This window comes from Streptomyces sp. x-80, assembly GCF_046549095.1.
Classification (GTDB): Bacteria; Actinomycetota; Actinomycetes; order Streptomycetales; family Streptomycetaceae; genus Streptomyces; species Streptomyces celluloflavus.
On sequence record NZ_JAJPWM010000026.1, the window covers coordinates 24,967 to 44,552 of the forward strand.

At 73.1% G+C, this 19,586-nt stretch carries 16 protein-coding genes and 2 riboswitches; of the genes, 7 read left to right on the top strand and 9 right to left on the bottom strand.

All coding sequences use genetic code 11. From position 1 onward, the window contains the following. Positions 1 to 49: 49 nt before the first annotated feature. Complete coding sequence (locus ACLJWH_RS36315) at positions 50 to 685, top strand: sigma-70 family RNA polymerase sigma factor (RefSeq protein ID WP_411146068.1); 636 nt, start codon at positions 50 to 52, stop codon at positions 683 to 685. A 123-nt stretch (positions 686 to 808) separates the two neighbouring features. Here the strand turns inward: ACLJWH_RS36315 and ACLJWH_RS36320 are convergent, their stop codons facing one another. The 3 genes from ACLJWH_RS36320 to ACLJWH_RS36330 form a co-directional block, all read right to left on the bottom strand. Next, on the bottom strand, positions 809 to 1,273 hold the full coding sequence (locus ACLJWH_RS36320) for a copper chaperone PCu(A)C (RefSeq protein ID WP_411146069.1): 465 nt from the start codon (positions 1,271 to 1,273) through the stop codon (positions 809 to 811). Next, positions 1,270 to 3,627 (bottom strand): heavy metal translocating P-type ATPase, encoded by a 2,358-nt coding sequence (locus ACLJWH_RS36325; RefSeq protein ID WP_411146123.1) that lies wholly within the window; start codon positions 3,625 to 3,627, stop codon positions 1,270 to 1,272. The genes ACLJWH_RS36320 and ACLJWH_RS36325 overlap by 4 nt, the downstream gene beginning before the upstream one ends. A gap of 68 nt (positions 3,628 to 3,695) precedes the next feature. Next, positions 3,696 to 3,977, bottom strand: a complete 282-nt coding sequence (locus ACLJWH_RS36330) for a hypothetical protein (protein WP_411146070.1) — start codon at positions 3,975 to 3,977, stop codon at positions 3,696 to 3,698. 390 nt (positions 3,978 to 4,367) lie between these two features. Between ACLJWH_RS36330 and ACLJWH_RS36335 the strand changes: the two genes are divergently transcribed. The 4 genes from ACLJWH_RS36335 (at position 4,368) to ACLJWH_RS36350 (ending at position 9,414) form a co-directional block, all read left to right on the top strand. Beyond that, the gene (locus tag ACLJWH_RS36335) at positions 4,368 to 5,669 is read left to right on the top strand and encodes a cytochrome P450 family protein (protein WP_411146071.1); all 1,302 of its coding nucleotides are present in this window, start codon (positions 4,368 to 4,370) and stop codon (positions 5,667 to 5,669) included. A 92-nt stretch (positions 5,670 to 5,761) separates the two neighbouring features. Beyond that, positions 5,762 to 6,787, top strand: a complete 1,026-nt coding sequence (locus tag ACLJWH_RS36340) for an L-tyrosine/L-tryptophan isonitrile synthase family protein (RefSeq protein WP_411146072.1) — start codon at positions 5,762 to 5,764, stop codon at positions 6,785 to 6,787. 618 nt (positions 6,788 to 7,405) lie between these two features. Beyond that, positions 7,406 to 8,374 (top strand): hypothetical protein, encoded by a 969-nt coding sequence (locus ACLJWH_RS36345; RefSeq protein WP_411146073.1) that lies wholly within the window; start codon positions 7,406 to 7,408, stop codon positions 8,372 to 8,374. Continuing rightward, positions 8,371 to 9,414 carry an NAD(P)/FAD-dependent oxidoreductase gene (locus ACLJWH_RS36350; protein ID WP_411146074.1) on the top strand — a complete coding sequence of 348 codons (1,044 nt, stop codon included), beginning with the start codon at positions 8,371 to 8,373 and terminating at the stop codon, positions 9,412 to 9,414. Before ACLJWH_RS36345 ends, ACLJWH_RS36350 begins: the two co-directional genes overlap by 4 nt. Before the next feature lie 419 nt (positions 9,415 to 9,833). Here the strand turns inward: ACLJWH_RS36350 and ACLJWH_RS36355 are convergent, their stop codons facing one another. From ACLJWH_RS36355 to ACLJWH_RS36365, 3 genes are all read right to left on the bottom strand, one after another. Next, a complete protein-coding gene (locus ACLJWH_RS36355) occupies positions 9,834 to 10,646 on the bottom strand; it encodes an ABC transporter ATP-binding protein (protein WP_411146075.1) in 813 nt (270 codons plus the stop codon). Further along, positions 10,643 to 11,704, bottom strand: a complete 1,062-nt coding sequence (locus ACLJWH_RS36360) for a FecCD family ABC transporter permease (protein WP_411146124.1) — start codon at positions 11,702 to 11,704, stop codon at positions 10,643 to 10,645. The genes ACLJWH_RS36355 and ACLJWH_RS36360 overlap by 4 nt, the downstream gene beginning before the upstream one ends. Positions 11,705 to 11,793: 89 nt before the next feature. After that, on the bottom strand, positions 11,794 to 12,873 hold the full coding sequence (locus ACLJWH_RS36365; RefSeq protein WP_411146076.1) for an ABC transporter substrate-binding protein: 1,080 nt from the start codon (positions 12,871 to 12,873) through the stop codon (positions 11,794 to 11,796). Positions 12,874 to 13,131: 258 nt separating this feature from the next. Continuing rightward, a riboswitch (cobalamin riboswitch) is annotated at positions 13,132 to 13,280 on the top strand. A 38-nt stretch (positions 13,281 to 13,318) separates the two neighbouring features. On the opposite strand from ACLJWH_RS36365, the gene ACLJWH_RS36370 reads away from it, so the two are divergent. Continuing rightward, complete coding sequence (locus ACLJWH_RS36370) at positions 13,319 to 13,540, top strand: CbtB domain-containing protein (protein ID WP_094791035.1); 222 nt, start codon at positions 13,319 to 13,321, stop codon at positions 13,538 to 13,540. Between the two features lie 21 nt (positions 13,541 to 13,561). Further along, on the top strand, positions 13,562 to 14,320 hold the full coding sequence (locus tag ACLJWH_RS36375; RefSeq protein WP_411146077.1) for a CbtA family protein: 759 nt from the start codon (positions 13,562 to 13,564) through the stop codon (positions 14,318 to 14,320). 375 nt (positions 14,321 to 14,695) lie between these two features. On the opposite strand, the gene metE is transcribed toward ACLJWH_RS36375, so the two are convergent. The 3 genes from metE to ACLJWH_RS36390 form a co-directional block, all read right to left on the bottom strand. After that, positions 14,696 to 17,005: a 5-methyltetrahydropteroyltriglutamate--homocysteine S-methyltransferase gene (metE, locus tag ACLJWH_RS36380; protein WP_411146078.1), complete on the bottom strand. Its 2,310-nt coding sequence runs from the start codon at positions 17,003 to 17,005 to the stop codon at positions 14,696 to 14,698. A 166-nt stretch (positions 17,006 to 17,171) separates the two neighbouring features. Next, a riboswitch (cobalamin riboswitch) is annotated at positions 17,172 to 17,391 on the bottom strand. Between the two features lie 728 nt (positions 17,392 to 18,119). Next, the gene (locus ACLJWH_RS36385) at positions 18,120 to 18,311 is read right to left on the bottom strand and encodes a ferredoxin (protein ID WP_411146079.1); all 192 of its coding nucleotides are present in this window, start codon (positions 18,309 to 18,311) and stop codon (positions 18,120 to 18,122) included. 20 nt (positions 18,312 to 18,331) lie between these two features. Continuing rightward, the gene (locus ACLJWH_RS36390; protein WP_411146080.1) at positions 18,332 to 19,552 is read right to left on the bottom strand and encodes a cytochrome P450; all 1,221 of its coding nucleotides are present in this window, start codon (positions 19,550 to 19,552) and stop codon (positions 18,332 to 18,334) included. Positions 19,553 to 19,586: the final 34 nt, after the last annotated feature.

The window sequence follows — 19,586 nt, forward strand, 5'->3', positions numbered from 1 at the left end:
CGGCCATCCTCCCCGAACCCGGGGGCGCACGGCGAGGGGCGGCCGCGGCATGCGCGATGACGAGGCGGTGACGGCCTGGGCGCTGGTCGCCAGGAACGGCGACGAGGCGGCGGCCGAACAGTTCGTCCGGGCCACCCAGCTCGATGTGCGCCGCTATGTGACGCACCTCAGCGGCGATCCGCAGGCCGCCGACGATCTGACGCAGGACACCTATGTCCGGGCGCTGCGCAGTCTGCCGGGGTTCGAGGGCCGGTCGTCGGCGCGGACCTGGCTGCTGACCATCGCCCGCCGGGTCGTGGCGGACCGTATCCGCTCCCACGCTGCCCGGCCCCGGCTGGCCGCGACCGACGACTGGCAGACGGCGGCGGAGCGGGTGCAGCCGCGCGGTGTGCCGGGGTTCGAGGAGGGTGTCGCCCTGGCGGAGCTGCTGTCCGCGCTGGCTCCGGCGCGGCGCGAGGCGTTCGTGCTCACCCAGTTGCTGGGGCTGCCGTACGCGGCGGCCGCCGGGGTGATGGGCTGCCCCGTGGGGACGGTGCGCTCCCGGGTGGCCCGCGCGCGCGAGACCCTCGTCGCGCTGCTGGCGGAAGCGGAGGCCCCGGCGGACCGGCCGTGCCCGGGAGCCGCGCGCGACGCCGGACCGTGGCCGGGTGACCGGCCCCGGGACCTCGCGGGCGCGGTGGCCTGACGCGCCGCTCCGGTACGCCGACGGGGCTCATGGACGGCGGTCGCCTGTCCATGAGCCCCGTGGTACCGGCCCCGAAGCCCGTAACCGACCGGCCGTCACCGACCAGCCGTAACCGACCGGCCGTCACCGGCCGGGGAGCACGGCCCGCGTCCGGACGGTGAGCGGGGGACTGTCGCGGAAGTGCAGCGTGAAGGTGAGCCGGTCGCCGGGCGCGAGCCGCGGCGGCGGGCTCACCATGATGTCCAGGCCGGTGGGGGACATCCGCAGCGAGCCGCCCGCCGGGACGGTGACGGCGCCGGCCATCTCCATCCGCCGCGCGTTCCGCCCGATGTCGACGGTGCGGCTGAGCATCGTGGTGTGCCTCGCCGGACCGGTGACCCCGGTCAGCACATCGTCCGCGCCGCCGGTGTTGCGGACGGTCACGAACGCCGCGGTGGCTTCCGTACTCAAGGGGACCAGGACCCGGCCCTCGGCGGCGCTCAGCTCCGCGGGTGACCCCGCCCGGCCGGCCGCGGTCCAGGCGGTGAGCGCGCCCAGCGTCACCAGACAGGTGAGCAGCGGTACGGCGGCGCCGCGCAGTCGGCTCATGACGTCCTCCGGGGGGTGTGCGTACGGGCGGGTCGCGCGTCGGAACCCTCGCTCGGGCGGGCCGCCTCCGCCGTGCTTCCGTGCTGCGCCGTGTTGTCCCGCTGCGCTGGGTTGTCCTGCTGCGCTGAGCTTTCCCGCTTCGCAGGGGACCCCGGTTTCCACGACCGCAGGCGCAGACTGTTGCCCACGACGAGCAGCGAGCTGGCGGACATCGCGGCGGCCGCGAGCATCGGGTTGAGCAGTCCGACGGCGGCGAGCGGCACGGTGACGAGGTTGTAGCCGAAGGCCCAGAGCAGATTGGCGCGGATGGTGCCCAGGGTCCGGCGGGCCAGGTGCACGGCGTCGGCGATGGCCTGGAGGTCCTCGCGCACCAGGGTGACATCGGCGGCGCCGATCGCGGCGTCGGTGCCGCTGCCCATGGCGATGCCGAGGTCGGCGAGGGCGAGGGCCGCCGCGTCGTTGACGCCGTCGCCCACCACGGCGACCCGCCCGCCCCGCTCCCGCAAGGCGGTGACGAGGGCGGCCTTGTCCTCCGGGCGGGCCTCGGCGTGGACCTCGGTGATGGCGAGGTGACCGGCCACCGCGCGGGCGGTGGCCGCGCGGTCCCCGGTGGCCAGCACCGGGCGCAGCCCCAGGCGGCGCAGCCGGTCGACGGCGCGGTAGCTGTCGGGGCGGAGCGCGTCACCGATGGCGATGACGGCCTCCGCGGTGCCGTCGACGGTGACCAGGACCGCCGTGTCACCGGCGCCCTCCGCCGTACGTACCGCCGCCGGCAGCGGAGCGGGCAGACCGTCGGGGTCGCCGGGCCGTTCGAGCGTCACCCGGCGGCCGGCCACGCCGCCGCGTACGCCGAATCCCGGGGTGGCGGTGAAGTCGTCCACGGGCAGCGGCGGTTGGCCGGGCTCCTGGCTGCGGGCGTGCGCGAGGACGGCGCGGGCCAGCGGGTGCTCCGAGCCCTGTTCGACCGCGGCGGCCAGCCGGAGCGTGTCGGCCGGATCGAGGCCGCCGGCCCGCGGGGTGAGGGACGTGACGCTCATCCGCCCCGTGGTGAGGGTGCCGGTCTTGTCCAGCACGACGGTGTCGATCCGCCGCAGCCGCTCCAGCGCCTGCGGCCCGCTGACCAGGATGCCGAGCTGCGCGCCGCGGCCGGTGGCGGCCAGCAGCGCGGTCGGGGTGGCCAGTCCCAGCGCACAGGGACAGGCGACGACCAGGACGGCGACCGCGGCGGTGACGGCGGCCTGCGGGTCGGCACCGGCCCCGAGCCAGAACCCCAGGACGGTGACGGAGACGGTCAGCACGGCCGGCACGAAGACGGCCGCCACCGCGTCGGCCAGCCGCTGGGCCCTGGTCTTGCCGGTCTGCGCGTCCTCGACGAGCCGGGTGATCCGGGCGAGCTGGGTGTCACCGCCCACGGCGGTGGCCCGGATCTCCAGCAGACCACCGGAGTTGACCGCGCCGCCGACGGCCGCCGAGCCGGGACCGACCTCGACCGGCCGGCTCTCCCCGCTGATCAGCGACAGGTCCAGGGCGGAACGCCCCGCGGTGACGGTGCCGTCGGTGGCGACGCGTTCGCCGGGCCGGACGACGAAGAGATCGCCCGTCTTCAGCCGGGACACCGGGACGCGTACCTCGCCGCCGTCCACCCGCACCGCGACGTCCTTGGCGGCGAGTTCGGCCAGCGAGCGCAGCGCGGAGCCGGTGCCGCGCCGGGCCCTGGCCTCCATCCGTCGGCCGGCCAGGACGAACAGCGGCACGCCGACGGCGGCTTCCAGATAGAGGTGCGCGGTCCCGTCATCGGCGGCGGGCAGCAGGGAGAACGGCATGGCCATGCCCGGCTCGCCGGCCCCGCCGAAGAACAGCGCGTAGGCGGACCAGAGGAACGACGCGGCGACACCGAGGGACACCAGGGTGTCCATGGTCGCGGCGCCGTGCCGCAGGCCGCGCAGCGCACGGAGGTGGAAGGGCCACGCGCCCCATACGGCGACCGGTGCGGCGAGCACGAAGCACAGCCACTGCCAGTTGCGGAACTGCCAGCCGGGCACCATCGACAGGACCAGCACCGGGAGCGACAGCAGCGCGGTCACCAGCAGCCGGTCGCGCGCGGCGCGGGCACCGTCGTCCCGGCGCCCGGCACGCCCGGCATCCGGACCGTCCGGCTGCTCGGGCGCCACGGTGGGTTCGGGGAGGTGCGCGGTGAACCCGGCGGCCTCGACGGTGGTGACGAGCGTGCTCACGGGTACCGCCGCGGGGTGGCTGATGGTGGCCCGGCCGGTGGCCAGGTTCACCGAGGCCGATACGCCGTCCAGCCGGCCGAGTTTCCGCTCCACCCGGCCCACGCACGCGGCGCAGGTCATGCCGCCGACCGCCAGGGTGGTGGTGCGCGACGGCGCGGGCGGGGTGGCCGAGTCGTGCGGTTGGGTGGTCACCGCGCATCCCCCACGATGCCGGCCCGCGGCGCAACGGCACCCATGCCGGGCATATCGCCCATGCCGCCACCGCCGGCCGGACCGGTGCCACCGGTGCCGGCACCGCCCCCGGGACGCAGGCTCGGGGCCACCGGTCCGGCGGCGGAGCCGGCCGCGTAGGACAGCGCGAACAGCACCGCCAGCAGGACGGCGAAGCCGGCCACCGGCCGGGCGGGCAGCAGCCGCTGAACGGCCGGGGGAAGGACGGGCCGACGGCGGTCGGCCGAGGACGAGGACATCGCCGCTCCAGTGCTCGGAAGGAGGAGTGGGGGAGTGGGGGAGGGGAGGAGAACGAGGGGGCGGGGGAGCGCGTGGCAACAGCCGCCCGATGGCGTCATGGTGGCAGCCACGGCCCCGCTCGGACGCACGAAAGTGGCCGGTGAGACGCGTGAGGTTTGTCCTCCGTCCGTACCGGAACCGACGCGCCCCCGGCCGCGACTAACTGGGTTTGCGGCCCGCGTCGTTCGCCCCCGCGCGGACGAAAACCTCCGGTCCCGGCGGGAACTCGACGCGCGTTTCGCCCGACCTCTCCAACGCCGTGCCGTCCCGGCCCGGTCCCCACCACCGGCCGCCGGCCCGCACCACCACCCCGGCAGCGCCCGGTGACCCATCCCCGTGAGGAGGCCGCCATGGCCGCGATCCCCGATCCCGTCGAGTTGTACGGGGCGGACTACAAGCGCGATCCGTACCCGCTCTACGCCGAGCTGCGCGAGCGCGGTCCGGTCCACCGGGTCCGCTTCCCCAGTGGAGTCTGCGCCTGGCTCGTCACCGGATACGAAGCCGCCCGCAGCACGCTGACCGACGACCGGCTGGGCAAGCACCACTCGCGCGGCAACGCCGCCTGGCGGGCCCGCGCATCGATCATGCCCGAGCCGCAGCACTCCCAGCTCCAGGTGCATCTGCTCCACCAGGACCCGCCCCGGCACACCGCGCTGCGCCGTCTGATCACCGATGCCTTCGCCCCGCAGCGCGTCGAGGGCCTCCGCCCCCGCCTCCAGGCCCTCGCCGACGCGCTGCTCGACGAACTCCCCGCCACCGGGCACGCCGACCTCGTCGACGCCTTCGCGGCCCGCTTCCCCTTCCTGGCGCTGGCCGAAGTCATCGGACTGCCACCGGAGTTCCAGCAGCGCTTCGACCGGGACTGGGGCAAGGTCGTCCAGCCCGTCGGCCCCACGGACCCCGGCCGTACCGCGTACGAGGCCCGGCTGCGCGGGCTCCAGCGGTACATCGCCGATCTGGTCGTCCACAAACGCCGTGAGTACGGCGAGGACCTGCTCTCCCGGCTGGTCGCCGCCCGCGACGGCGGCCGGCTCGAACAGGAGGAGCTGGACTCCATGATCTTCCAGCTCCTGGTCGCCGGGCAGGAACCGGTGACCCAGCAGATCACCACCGCCCTGCTCACCCTGCTGCGCCACCCCGGGCACCACGCGGCGCTGGCCCGCCGCCCGGAGCCGCTGCCCCGGGCCGTCGAGGAACTGCTCCGCCACGACAGCGCCTTCGAGCTGACGACCTGGCGCTTCTTCGCCGAGGACGCCGACCTGCACGGGACGCGGATCCCGGCGGGTGACTCGGTGATCGTCTCCCTCTGCGCGGCCAACCGCGACCCCCGGCACTTCGCCGACGCCGACACCCTCGACTTCGACCGCGCCGACCGGGCCCACCTCGCCTTCGGCCACGGCAGCCACTTCTGCCCCGGCGCCGCGCTGGCCCGCGCCGAACTCCGGATCGCTCTGGGCACCCTGCTCCGCCGGCTGCCCGGACTCCGACTGGCCGTCCCCGAGGCGGAGCTCCGCTGGACCCCCGCGGTACTGGCCCGCGGGGTCGACCGGCTGCCGGTGACCTACCGGCCCGGCCCCGGCGCCGCCCCGGCCGCGGGGTGCCCGGTCACCGGCCACCCGGCCGCCGCCCGGCACGAGCGCGGGGACCGCTGAACCGGCCGCCCGCCGCCCCACCCACCCGCGACACCCCAGGCCGCCGCCCGGCCGCCGCACCGACGCCGCCTCCGGCCACCGAAGGAGCCCCCATGCCACCGACCGGCACCAGACCCGTCACCACGACCGGCGCCGCGCCCGTCCACCCGGCCGGCACCCCTCCCCAGCCCCCGCCGGGCGACCCCGCCGCACACCTGGCCACCTGTCACGCCATCCTCGCCACCCTCCTGCCGTACCGGCGCACGCTGGACACCGGCCACGGCCTCGGCCCCGACGCGTACCCGGCCCAACTGCGCCAGCTCGCCCCGCGGGTCGCGGCGGGCGAGCCGGTCCTGTTCACCCTGCCGGGCTTCCCCTGCAAGTCCCCCAACCCGGCAAAGGTCCTCGGCCACCTCCCGGACGAGGGCGAACGGCTCTCGCTGCGCTTCCTCGACGACCTCTGCGCCCGCGTCACGGCCGTGCACCCGCCCGGCGCCCGCGTGCTCATCTGCTCGGACGGGCACGTCTTCAGCGACCTCGTCCACGTCCCCGACCGGCATATCGACGCCTACGGCGACGCCCTGCGCGCCCTGATCCGCGACGAGGGCCTGACCCACCTGGACGTCTTCGACCTGCGGGACGTCTACGGGGACCTCCCGAACGACGAGAAGCGGTCCCGGATCCACGCACGCCACGCACCGTCCCTGGAGACCCTGCGCGCCCGGACGCGCGGCGACGAGCCGACCCGGCGGCTCTACCAGGGCATCACCCGGTTCCTCTTCGAGGACACCGTCTCCTTCACCGGCTCCCGTTCGGCGTTGCAGCGCGACTGCCGCACCCGCGCGTACGGCGTCATCCAGCGCAGCCGCGCCTGGGGCGACCTGATCGCCGCACATCACCCCGACGCGTGTCGGCTCTCCATCCACCCGCAGCCACGGGGCTCGGCCAAGTTCGGCATACGCCTGCTCGACGCCCCCGACGTATGGCTGACGCCCTGGCACTCCTGTCTGCTCCGGCACGCGGACGGCCGACGGGAACTGATGCGGCGGTCCGACGCCGAACGGCTCGGCCGCCTGGTCCTGCGCCAGGGACGGCCGAGCCATTACGAGGCCACCGGCGCGGTGAACGGTGGACGGTGACCGGTGCGGGGCCGGTCGCCGGATCTGCGACGGCCCGCTGGGAGCCTGTCGGATGGCCGGCCGTGACCGGTGAGTGACCGGTGAGTGAGCAGGTCCGCGTGTTCGTCGGGTAGGGCGGAGGCTCCGGAACGATCGCGTGGTGTGTGCCGGTGCGACAACTCCGGGGCTGTCAACGGCTCATGTGTCCAGTTGCACGGCCCGGCCGATCCGGTTCCGCGGCCCGCGCGCGGCCGGCGCCCGGCGCCGTGCCGTCCGATCCAGCAGGAAGGGCCCGGGAGCTGTCCCGTGTCCGAGTCCTCGGTGAAGTGACCGAAACGCGTGCGCTGTTCCGCACTCGGAAAGGTGGCGGGCACCGCCCACTCCTTGATCGTCGGCGTGCTGCGCAGGCGAAAGTGCCGGGGAGTGGGGCGGGGCGGGGCCGGTCCCTTGGTTCGATAGTCGGCCGTGTGGGACAGCCCGCAGACTGAGGTTCACGGGCATGGATGGGCCCGAATTCTTCTTGTGGCGGGTGGGGAAGGCGTGTTGTTCTCGTGCGGAAGTGACAAATGTGGCTTGGAACGCCTTCCTGTCTCCCGTGACACGGAAGGTGACACCTCGTCGGAACGTAAGGGGAGAACCTTGTCTGAGACGTTACCCGGACGGCGCATCGAGATAGCTTGGCCCGGTTTAGGTTTCACCGTCACCGCGGAACTCGACGATCGCAACCCCGAGTTGGCCGCTGCGCTGTGGGAATCGCTGCCCTACCAAAGCCTCCAGGGGCACGCGCTGGTGGCGGGAGAGCACCTGTATCACGTGGCGCCGATCCACTCCCTGTTGCACACCCACGCGTCCTACAAGATCGCCGATCGGCGTGAGGCGCCCAACGGGACGGTGTTCTGTTCCGCGCTCCAGCATCTGGGTATCAAGTACGGCGAGTTGACCGAACCGATGCCGGCGGCCCCTGTGGGCCAGGTCCTGGCGGAGGACATATCGACTCTGCTCGAAGCCGGACAGGCCGTCTGGGAGGCGGTCTACTCGACGAAGAAGCAGATCCTGGTGGAGGTCCGCCAGGCGGGCACCTCGGGCGGCCACGGCATCCCCCGGCTGACCGCCGCCCACGCCGAGGCGAACCAGCTGATCCACGACGTGCACACCGAGACGGAGCGGATCTGGTTGTCCGAACCTCCTGAGCTCGGCGACATGCACCGCGGCTGGATCCCCTCCAGGGCCGGGACCCACGAGACGGTTCTGTCCACCCTTCTGTTCGTCAACGGCGAGACCCGCCCGCTGGGGTACGCCTCCTACGGTGGCCTGATCCGAGCCGCGGTCGCGGACATGCCGATGGACTCCGTGCGCCAGATGGCACGCCTGCTGGTCGGTGTCCCGGCCGAGTTCCTGGGCTACTGCGGTCTGGAGAAGCTGTGGGACTTCACCCAGCGCTTCATGTCCTGCCTGGACCACCTCGACCGTGACGACTTTCTGGCCGTGGCGAGACACATGGCCCTCTACATCAACTGCCTGGGGGGCTGGAACCTGCATCTGTTCCCGTGGGACGCCGCGGACCCGCTGCGCCAGCAGCGCCGCACCGAAGTGGAGCAGCCGGCATGAGCGAGCTGCCCGAACGCACCGACGCCCTCGTCATCGGCGGAGGGGTCATCGGCACCTCGGTCGCCTGCCATCTCGCCGAGGCCGGTGTCGGCACCGTCCTGCTGGAGCGGGGCACCCTCGGATCGGGGGCGTCCGGGGCCACGGCGAACGTCGTGCGCACCTTCTTCCCCGGCGACGCCCGCACCGGCAGCCTCGCCGTCCGCAGCCTGGCGGCCTACCGCGCCTTCGCCGAGCGAACCGGATCTCCGCTCGGCCTGCAACGCGTCGGGTTCATGGTGCTGTTCACCGAAGAAGAGCAGGTGGAGAAGTTCCGCCGCGACCACGCCGCGCAGCAGGCCGCGGGAGTGGACGTCAAGCTCGTGAGCGCGTCCGAAGCGGCGCGCCTCAACCCGCTGCTCGACGAGCGCACCGTCCTGGCGGCGGCCTGGTCGCCCGAGGCGTACTCCTGCGACCCCGCCGCGATCGTGCGTGGCTACGCCGCGGCCGCCCAGGAGGCCGGCGCCGTCGTGCGCACGGACGCCCCCGTCACCGCCATCGACCCCGACGGACGGGTCCACACCCCCGCGGGCAGCATCCTCGCCGAGAACATCATCTGCGCGGCCGGACCCTGGGCGGGGGCGGTCGGCGACATGGCCGGCGTCCACCTCCCGGTGACCCCGGAGCCCACTGAGCTGCTCCTCGCCGACCCTCCCGCCGAGCCGCTCACCAACCTGCCGATGACCCTGCACCCCACCAGACTGCGGATCCGCGCCTGGAAGGACCGCATCCTCGTCGGGATGGGCCGCCCCCGGCAGGACGAATCCCGGGAGGACTGGCTCCAGCGGCTGTCGCAGCAGCTCGGCACCACCTACCCGGCCCTCGCGGGCATCCGCCTTCGTCGCGGATGGAGCGGTTCCTTCGACTCCAGCAAGGACGGGGCCGCCCTCATCGGCCGGGACCCCGACCGCCCCTTCTTCTACGCGGCGGGATTCTCCGGCACGGGACTGTGCCAGGCCCCCGCGGCCGGAGAGCTACTCCGCGACCTCTACCTCGGCAAGTAGCGTTGCACTGCCGGTCCCCTCGCCGTGTGGAGACGATCTGGATTCCGTCTTCACATGATCTTGAGTCGCGGATCACGCTCGGGTGATACGTCACCATGAACTGTCCGATGCGGAGCGGGCCTTCGTGCAGCCGTCGCTGCCCCGGCGGTAATGGGGCAGCGACGGCTGGACGGCTGGACGACCCGATGGTCCGCAACGGGATCGGGCGGAAGTCCGGACAGGTACGGCCCGGCGGGACGCCGCCGGGTCGGACGGCCTCCCGCATCGCATCGGTCAGGCCGGACGGACAGCATGAGCCGCTGACGGCCCTGGAATTATCGCGCTGGCACACACCACGCGATCATTACGGGGCCTCCGCCCTGCCCGACGAACACGCGAACCTGACACACTCCGATCACGGCCGGTCACCCGACAGGCTCTCAGCCCTCGCCGTCGGGCGCCCCGCCGGACGCGGGGGAGGACGGCAGCCGCCGGTGGTCGAAGGCGATCAGCGGGTCTCCGGTGAGCGGGTGCTCGGTCACCGCGGCCCGCACCCCGAACACCTCGGCCAGCAGCTCGGGCGTCAGCACCGCGCGCGGCGCGCCGGACGCCACCACCCGCCCGCCGTGCAGCACATGCAGCCGGTCGCACAACGACGCCGCGGCGTTCAGATCGTGCAGCGAGATCAACGTGGTACGGCGCTGCGCCCGCAGCAGCGCGAGCAGCTCCACCTGGTGCCGTACGTCGAGGTGGTTGGTGGGCTCGTCCAGTACCAGCACGTCCGGATCCTGCGCGAACGCCCGTGCCAGCAGCACCCGTTGACGTTCGCCCCCGGACAGCGCCGCGAAGCGGCGGGCGTCCTGCCCCGCCATGCCGACGGCGGCCAGCGACCGGGCCACCGTCTCCCGGTCGCCGCGGTCCTCGCCGGCGAAGGCCCGTTTGTAGGGCGTCCGGCCCATCGCCACCACTTCCCGCACGGTCAGTTCGAAGTCGCTGCCGCGCTCCTGCGGCAGCGCGGCGACATGCCGCGCGGTCTGCCCCGGCGTCAGCGTGCGGATATCGGCGCCGGCCAGCAGGACCCGTCCGGCGGCGGGCCGCAGATGCCGGTAGACGGTCCGCAGGACGGTGGACTTGCCGCTCCCGTTGGGGCCGACCAGCCCCGCGATCTCGCCCGCCGCGGCCATCAGACGCACCCCGGCGACCACGTTGCGGCCCGCGTAGGCGACATGCAGATCCTCGATTCCGACGTTCACCGGCCCGCCGCCATCCGCCGGTCCAGGAGGAACAGCAGGGCCGGGGCCCCGATCATCGCGGTGACCACACCCACCGGCAGTTCCTGGGTGTCCATCGCCGTACGGCACACGATGTCCACCACCACCAGCAACAGCGCACCGGTGAGCGCGGAGAGCGGCAGCAGCCGCCGGTGATCACCCCCGACGACCAGCCGGCACAGATGCGGCACCATCAGCCCCACGAAGCCGACCGCCCCGGACACCGCGACCAGCACACCGGTCAGCAGACTGGTCACCACGAACAGCTCCCGGCGCAGCCGGGTGACGTCCACGCCGACCCCGGCGGCCGTTTCGTCGCCCATGATCAGCGCGTTCATGGCACGGGCGCGCGCCTGGAGCGCCAGCAGCCCGGCCGCCACCGCGAGGACGGGCGGCCACAGCACCTGCCAGGTCGCCCCGCTCAGACTCCCCATGAGCCAGAACAGCACGCTGCGCGTCTGCTGTTCGTCACCGGCCTGGAGCACCAGATAGCTGGTGAATCCGGAGAGGAACTGCCCGATCCCCACCCCGGCCAGCACCAGGCGCAGCGGCGAGAAGCCCCCGCCCCGCCGGGCCATGAACCACACCAGCGCGAACGCGGCGAGCGCCCCCGCGAAGGCGGCCGCCGACAGCCCCAGCCCCAGCAGGCCGCCGGTGCTCGCCCCCAGCACGATCGCACCGACCGCGCCGAGCGACGCGCCGTTGGAGATACCCAGCAGATACGGGTCCGCCAGCGGATTGCGCACCAACGCCTGGGTCGCCGTCCCCACCAGCCCCAGCCCGGCACCGACGAACGCCGCCAACAGGGCCCGTGGCACGCGGAGTTGCCACACGATCAGATCGTTGGTACCCGGCCGGGGCGCCGCGCCCCCCAGCCGCCGGAACACCACCGACCACACCCGGTCCGGCGCGATGTCCGTGGCGCCCAGGGACACCGCGACGGTCAGCGCCACCACCAGGGCGGCACCCAGCCCCACCGCCAGCACCCCGGTCCGCACACCGCGCCCGGCACGCCCGGCGGTGCCGTCCCGTACGGGGATGTCCTCGCGCACGGGGATCTCCTTTCGTACGAGGTCCCGCTGCCGTACGGGGGGCTTCTCGCCGGCCCGCACCGCGGGGCGCGCCCCCACTACCGGGCCGCCGCGAACTCGGCCGGGTAGAGGGTGTGCGCGATCTCCTCGACCGCGTCCGCGTTGCCGACACCGGCGATCGTCGTACGCTCCGAGCCGATCCGCAGGAACTTCCCGTCCCGCACCGCCTTGAGCTCCTTGGTGGCGGGGAAGTCCTTCAGAAAAGCCGCGGCCTCCTCGAACGCCTTCCGGTTCGCGGCCGCGTCCCCGCGGTTGCGTACGGCCAGCTGGATCCAGTCCGGGTTCTTGTCGACCACGTCCTCCCACGACACCCGCTGGAAGGCGCCGTCGCAGCCGCCGAAGACATTGCGGGCCCCGGCCTGGTTGATCACCGCGTTGGCGACCTGCTTGCCGCAGACGGCGATCGGCTGCTTGGTCCCCGCGTCGAAGTCGAAGAAGAAGTAGCCCGGCCGCCGCTCCGGCGGCACGTCGCCGATCGCCTTGTGGACCGCGGCGACCTTCGCCCGCATCCCCGACACGAGTTCCGCCGCCCGCTTCGAGGTCCCCGTCACCGCGCCCAGCCGGGTGAGGTCGCCCTCCACACCGGACAGGTCCCGCTGCGGCTCCTTGGCCATCGGCGCACAGGCGGTGGAGGCCAGATAGATGTGCCGGATCCCCGCCGACGCGAACTCCGCCGCGGTCGGCGCGTCACCCGCCCCGCCCATGTGCTCCATCGACGCGAACGTGTCGATGTAGAGATCCGCCCCGGAGCCCAGCAGCTTCTCCTTGGGAATCACCGCCTTCCCCAGCACCGGCACCCGCTGCGCCCGTGCGTCGAGATCCGCGGGCAGGGTGCCCTTGCCGGGCGGGAATCCCGTTCCGACGACCCGGTCGCCCGCCCCCAGTCGGAGCAGCATCTCCAGGGCGGCGGCATTGCTCGTCACGATCCTGTCGGGCGCCGCCGGGAACGTGGTCGGCACGCCCTGACAGTCCGTGACCCGCACCGGAAACCCGGAGCCGCCGCTCCCCGCGGCAGCCGGCCCGGCCCCCTTGACGCCGTCCACGGCACCGCCGCCACCGCACGCCGTGGCGGCCACCGCGACCACCACCGCGAGCCCGCACATCTTCCCAGGACGCATGGACCATCTCCTCTACCACTCACCAGCCGACGGGCCACGGACGCGACCCGGCACAGGTAGTCGGCCGGACCCGCCTCCCGGTTCCCGCCTCCCGGCCGACGCCATGTCACGGACCGCACGGCGGACGCGGTGTGGCCGCTACGGCGTCCGGACGGTGCCGATCGCCGACCGGGAACCGCCACGTACCGGGGCACCTGCCGGGGTCGTGCCGGCCGCAGCCGCGGACCGTGGCCACCGGGCCCGGTCTTGGCCATGTACCCGACACGGGGTACCGTCGGTCCGTTATCGACGAGGGTGTGGCGGAAGCCGGTGGAAATCCGGCACGGTCGCGCCACTGTGAGCGAGACGGCGAGCCCCCCGGGCGGGCCGTCACGTGAGTCAGACACGCCGCCCTCGTCCAGTGCACCACCGATATGGGACGCGAACTCCCAGAGGAGGCCCTGCCATGGCGCAGCATGTCGCCCAGCCGACAGCCACCACCCCCGTCGCACCCGCCAAGCTGCCGCTGACAGCGATAGCCCCCTGGGCGGTCTTTTTCGGCATCCTGATGCTCGTCCTGCTGTACTTCGTCGGCGCCGAGCAGGGCGCCACCTCCGTGATCAGCGGTGCGGACGTCCACGAATGGGTACACGACGGACGCCACCTGCTCGGCTTCCCCTGCCACTGACGCGAGGGACGCCGCATACCCATGAACTCCGCAACGGTAAGAAACCTGCTCGTGCGGGGCATGCTCGCCGGCCTCACGGCCGGGGTGCTCGCCCTGATCGTCGCCTACTTCCTCGGTGAGCCGAACGTCGACGGCGCCATCGGCTTCGAGGAGGCCCACGCCCCGGCGCATGAGCACGAGGTCGAGCTCGTCTCCCGCGGCCTCCAGTCCACCGCCGGCCTCGCCACCGGTGTCCTGGTCTACGGTGTCGCGTTCGGCGGCATCGCCGCGCTCGCCTACTGCTTCGCGCTCGGCCGCGTCGGCCGCCGCACCCCGCGGGCCACCGCGCTGCTGCTGTCCGGCTGCGCGCTGCTCGCCGTGTACGTCGTGCCGTTCCTGAAGTACCCGGCCAACCCGCCGTCGGTCGGCGAGCCCGACACCATCGGCAGGCGCACGACCCTGTACTTCCTGATGATGCTGCTCAGCGTGCTCCTCGCGATCGCCGCCACCCTCCTGGGCAAGCGGCTCGTCCCACGACTGGGCGCCTGGTACGCCACGGTCGTCGCGGTGACGGCCTTCGCCCTCGTGATCGGGCTGGCGTATGCCTTCCTGCCCGTCACCAACGAGGTGCCGAAGAACTTCCCCGCGACCCTGCTGTGGCGGTTCCGCCTCTCCGCCCTCGCCATCCAGATCACCCTGTGGGGCGGTTTCGGCCTCGCCTTCGGCGAACTCGCCGAGCGGTTCCTGGCCCCCAAGCCCGCGCCGGCCGCACCGGGAGCGGCGGTCGCCGCCTCGGACTGACCGACCCGAAGCCACCAGGGAGAGGGCCCGCGGAACCATCCGGGGGCCCTCTCGCGTTCTCCGGACACCGACGCCCCGGACGACGGACATGACCCATCGACGACGCCGACCACATCGATCACACCGACCAGCCCGACCAGACCGATCAGGCAGGGCGTACGCGCAACTGATCGTGAGCCGACGACAGTAGCGAGCGGCGCCGGCTTCGCCACGGTGCGGGCACTCCACGACACCGGGTCAGCTCACGGCCGCCGCCAGGGGCGGACCACCGAACCGCCGGAAGGCCGCCGCAGGGCGAGGCCGGTGCGCACAGTGCGCACCGGCCTCGCCCCGGATCACGCGCGGTCAGTACACCGACGGCTCACGGCTCACGGCTCACAGCTCACCGCGGATCGTGCGCGCGGCGGCGACCAGGTTCTCCAGCGAGGCACGCGTCTCGGGCCAGCCACGGGTCTTGAGGCCACAGTCGGGGTTGACCCACAGCCGTTCCGCCGGCAGGGCCTCAAGTCCGGTGCGCAGCAGGGCGGTGGCCTCCTCGGCGCTCGGCACGCGCGGGGAGTGGATGTCGTACACGCCGGGGCCGGCCTCCCGCGGGTAGCCATGGGCCGCCAGCTCCCGGGCGACCTGCATATGGGACCGGGCGGCCTCCAGACTGATGACATCGGCGTCCAGATCGTCGATGGCCTCGACGATGTCACCGAACTCCGCGTAGCACATATGGGTGTGGATCTGGGTGGCCGGCCGCACCCCGCCGGTGGTGAGCCGGAAGGCTTCCGTGGCCCACCCCAGATAGGCGGACCGGTCGGCGGTGCGCAGCGGCAGGGTTTCGCGCAGGGCGGGCTCGTCCACCTGGATGACCGAAGTCCCCGCCGCCTCCAGGTCGTTCACCTCGTCGCGCAGCGCGAGGGCGACCTGGCGGGCGGTGTCGGCGAGGGGCTGGTCGTCGCGGACGAAGGACCAGGCGAGCATGGTGACGGGGCCCGTCAGCATGCCCTTGACCGGGCGGTCGGTGAGGGACTGGGCGTAGGTCGTCCAGCGCACCGTCATCGGCGCGGGGCGCGAGATGTCCCCGGCGAGGATCGGCGGCCGCACGTAGCGGGTGCCGTACGACTGGACCCAGCCGTGCTGGGTGGCGAGGTAGCCGGTGAGCTGTTCGGCGAAGTACTGGACCATGTCGTTGCGTTCGGCCTCGCCGTGCACCAGGACGTCCAGCCCGGCCTTCTCCTGGAAGGAGATCACCTCCCGGATCTCGGTCTTGATGCGCTCCTCGTACCCGGCGGTGTCGATGCGCCCGGCCCGCAGATCGCTGCGCGCGGTGCGCACTTCGGTGGTCTGCGGGAAGGAACCGATGGTGGTGGTCGGCAGCAGTGGCAGGCCGAGGTGGGCGCGCTGGGCGGCGGTCCGCTCGGCGTACGGCTGGGAGCGGCGCGCGTCGGCCTCGGTGACGGCCGCCGTGCGGGCCCGTACGGCCGGGTCCAGGGTGATCGGGGAGCCGGCCCGCGACGCCAGGTGGGCACGGTTGGCCGACAGTTCGGCGGCGATCGCGCCGGTGCCGCGCGCGAGGCCGTTGGCGAGCGTGACGATTTCGGCGGTCTTCTGCCGGGCGAAGGCGAGCCAGCGCACGATCTGCGGTGCGATGTCGTGTTCGGCGGTCGCGTCGAGCGGGACGTGCAGCAGGCTGCACGAGGCGGCCACGTCGACCCGGTCGGCCAGGCCCAGCAGGGTGCCGAGCACGGCCAGGGACTTCTCCAGGTCGTTGACCCAGATGTTGCGGCCGTTGACGACGCCGGCGACGAGGCGCTTGCCGGGCAGCCCGCCGACGGCGGCGAGCGCGTCGAGGTTGGCGGCGGCGGCCTCGGTGAAGTCCACCGCGAGCCCCTCCACCGGCGCCTTGGCCAGCACGGGCAGTGCGTCGCCGAGCCGGTCGAAGTAGGAGGCGACCAGCAGCTTCGGGCGGTCGGTGAGTGCGCCGAGGTAGCGATAGGCGCGCTCGGTGGCGTCCAGTTCGGCCGGGGTGCGGTCCTGGACGAGAGCCGGTTCGTCGAGTTGCACCCACTCGGCGCCCGCGGCGCGCAGGTCGGCGAGGACCTCGGCGTACACGGGCAGCAGCCGGTCGAGGAGGGTGAGCGGGTCGAAGCCGGCGGCCACACCGGGCGCGGGCTTGGCGAGCAGGAGGTAGGTGACGGGTCCGACGAGGACGGGCCGCGCGCTCAAGTCCAGGGCGAGGGCCTCCTTGAGCTCGGCCACCTGCTTGGACGAGTCGGCCGTGAACACCGTGCCCGGACCCAACTCCGGTACCAGATAGTGGTAGTTGGTGTCGAACCACTTGGTCATCTCCAGCGGCGCCACGTCCTGGGTGCCGCGGGCCATCGCGAAGTAGCCGTCCAGCGCGTCCGTTTCGACGGCGGCCCGGTGCCGCTCGGGGATCGCGCCGACCATGACGGTGGTGTCGAGGACATGGTCGTAGTACGAGAAGTCACCGGTCGGCACCTCGTGGACGCCGGCCCCGGCGAGCTGCCGCCAGTTGGCGCCGCGCAGTTCGGCGGCGGTGGCCTTGAGAGCGTCGGCGGTGACGCGGCCCTTCCAGTAGCCCTCGATCGCCTTCTTCAGTTCCCGGTTCTGACCCTGGCGGGGGTAGCCGTACACGGTGGCCCGTGCTGCCGCGGCTGCGGGCTTGGTGGTCACGGAGATCTCCTTCGCGAGATGAATCCCTGAGATCCCGGAGACGGGACGAGAGCGCGAAGGGGTGACAGACCGGACGCTCTGCGACCCTGCGCGGCATGGCACGGTCGTCCGCCTGGTATGTACGCCGACCCGCCCACGAGGTCACCGGGATGTCCGCGCACGAGGGGGTCGCACACGGGCAGCGGGCAGGTCTTCGGACTCGCGGGCACGTCCTCCCGAGGAGGACATCTACTGGCCGTCGCTTCCCAGGCCCGGACGGGCCCAGTGCGTGGTGACGGCGGTCGTTCCCGCTCACCGCTGCGGGGCAGTCCCGGATTCCCACCGGGTTCCCTCTTACGACGCATCCCGCCTGGCGGACGGGGCGAACCAGCTGCACCTGCCAGCCTACGTGGCCGTGCGCGGGCGCGTACGGCCACGTCCAGCATGCGGATGGTGAGGTGAGACACGTGACCGCGAGGCGTGAAACGGGCCGAGGGCGGGAATCGCCGCACCCGCCGCTCCCCTGTGGAGCCGTCCCGGGACCCTCGACAGGCCACGCCGTCCGGGCCCCGCCGCCCGGTGGTACCAGGTCCCTCAACTCCGGTCGTCCAGGGGGAGCCCCGGCCGGCCGGGGCCAGGCACGGACCGGGACGCGGCCCGGCCGCAGACGCGTGGTCCACGGGCGCCGCTGCCGCCGGAGCGGCGTTACCGCTCAGACGGTGACCAGGCGCGGGCGGGCCGGTCCGATCGGTGCGGACCGCCCGGCCGCTTGCCGAGTGACGGCGCGGGCCTGGCGACGAGGTGGGGCCGTGGACGTCGGGGAAAGCGGCGCTGATGCACCTGCTGGCCGCGTGGCGCGGTGATGGCCTGCCTTCCGTGGTGGATGTCAAGCCGGTGGTGGCCGACGGCAGTTCGTAGCCGTGGCCACAGGTGTTGGGGGTGTGCGGCTCGTGGTCGCGAGCCAGGGCCGTACGCACGGTCCTGGCAGGGAGCGAGCCGGGAACGCAGGAGGGTGTGGTCGTGATGTACACGGTGTCGGTGCGCCCGTGCCGGCGGATGCGGATGGTGCGGCACCTGGCGATCCGGGAGTGGTCGGCAGGGACCGGATCCCGTCGGCGGGCCGGTCCCGGCCGGGTTATTCGGTGATCTGGATGGCGCCGGACGGGCAGAGCATGCCTGCCTCCCGCGCGGCGGGCCGGCTGTCGTCGTCGGGGTCGGACTTGAGCACCGTGACCAGGCCGTCGTCGTCCTGGTCGAAGATCTCGGGTGCGGTCAGGGCGCAGAGGCCGGCCCCCACACAGACGTTCCGGTCGGCGGTCACTCGCATGGCCACTCCTTTCGCCGGGGTCACCAGGTGACCGGGAGTTCGTTGACGCCCTGGATCGTCGTGCCCGGTCGCAGCGTCAGCTGCTCGACGGGTACGGCCAGGCGCAACGTCGGAATGCGATCGAACAACGCGGTGATGATCACCTCAAGTTCCAGACGGGCCAGGTTCTGGCCGAGGCACTGGTGTACTCCGTAGCCGAAGGCGAGGTGGTGGCGGGCCGAGCGGTGCACGTCGAAGGTGTCCGGGTCCTCGAACACCGAGCCGTCGCGGTTGGCGATGGAGTTGGTGATGATCACGCCCTCACCGGCCCGGATGAGCTGCCCGTCGATCTCGATGTCGGCCAGGGCGACGCGGCCGCCCGCGATGTCGGCGATGGCGAGGTAACGGAGCAATTCCTCGACGGCGCCGGGTACGAGGCTGGGGTCGGCGCGCAGCGCGGCGTGCTGCTCGGGGTGGTCCAGCAGGGTGATCACGCTGAGCGAGGTCATCGAGGCCGTCGTCTCGTGGCCGGCGACGAGCAGCAGCAGCGCGGTCGAGACCAGTTCGTCGCGGTCGATCTCGCCGTTGGCCAGTTGCTCGGTGACCAGGCTGCCGAGCAGGCCCGAGCCGGGCTCTGCCTGGAGCTTGGTGATCAGCTCGTCCATGTAGTGCTCAAGGTCGTCGCGCGCGGCGACCGCACTTGCCACGTTCGTCGCCTGCACCAGCCGCCTGCTCGCGTCCTGGAAGAAGTCGTGGTCGTCGTAGGGCACGCCGAGCAGCCGGCAGATCACCATGGACGGCACCGGCAGTGCGAACCGGCTGACCAGGTCGGCGGGCGGACCCGCGGCGAGCAGCTCGTCGATGAAGCCGTGCACGATCCGCTCGATGTCCGTACGCATGCCCTTGATGCGCTTGACGGTGAACTCGCTGATCGTCATCCGCCGCTTGGCGTTGTGTTCCGGCGGGTCCAGGGAGATGAACCCCGGGCGCCGGTCCCGGAGGCCCTGGAAACGTGGCGAGGTGGCGGGGAAGTCGGCGTGGGTGCGGTCGGAGGACAGCCGGGGGTCGGCCAGCAGTTTGCGCGCCACCTCGTGCTTGGTCGCCACCCAGGCCAGGCGACCGTCGTAGAGGGTCACCTTCCGTAGTGAGTCCTGGTCGTCCCGGAGCCGGGCGTACCCGTCGGGCAGCTGGTAGGGGCAGGTGCGGTCGTTCGGGAAGGCGGGGGCGTCGTGCGTCTGGGGCGTCGTAACGGTCACGGTCATCGATCCCCTCATAGCCTTGCATTTAAAGAACGGT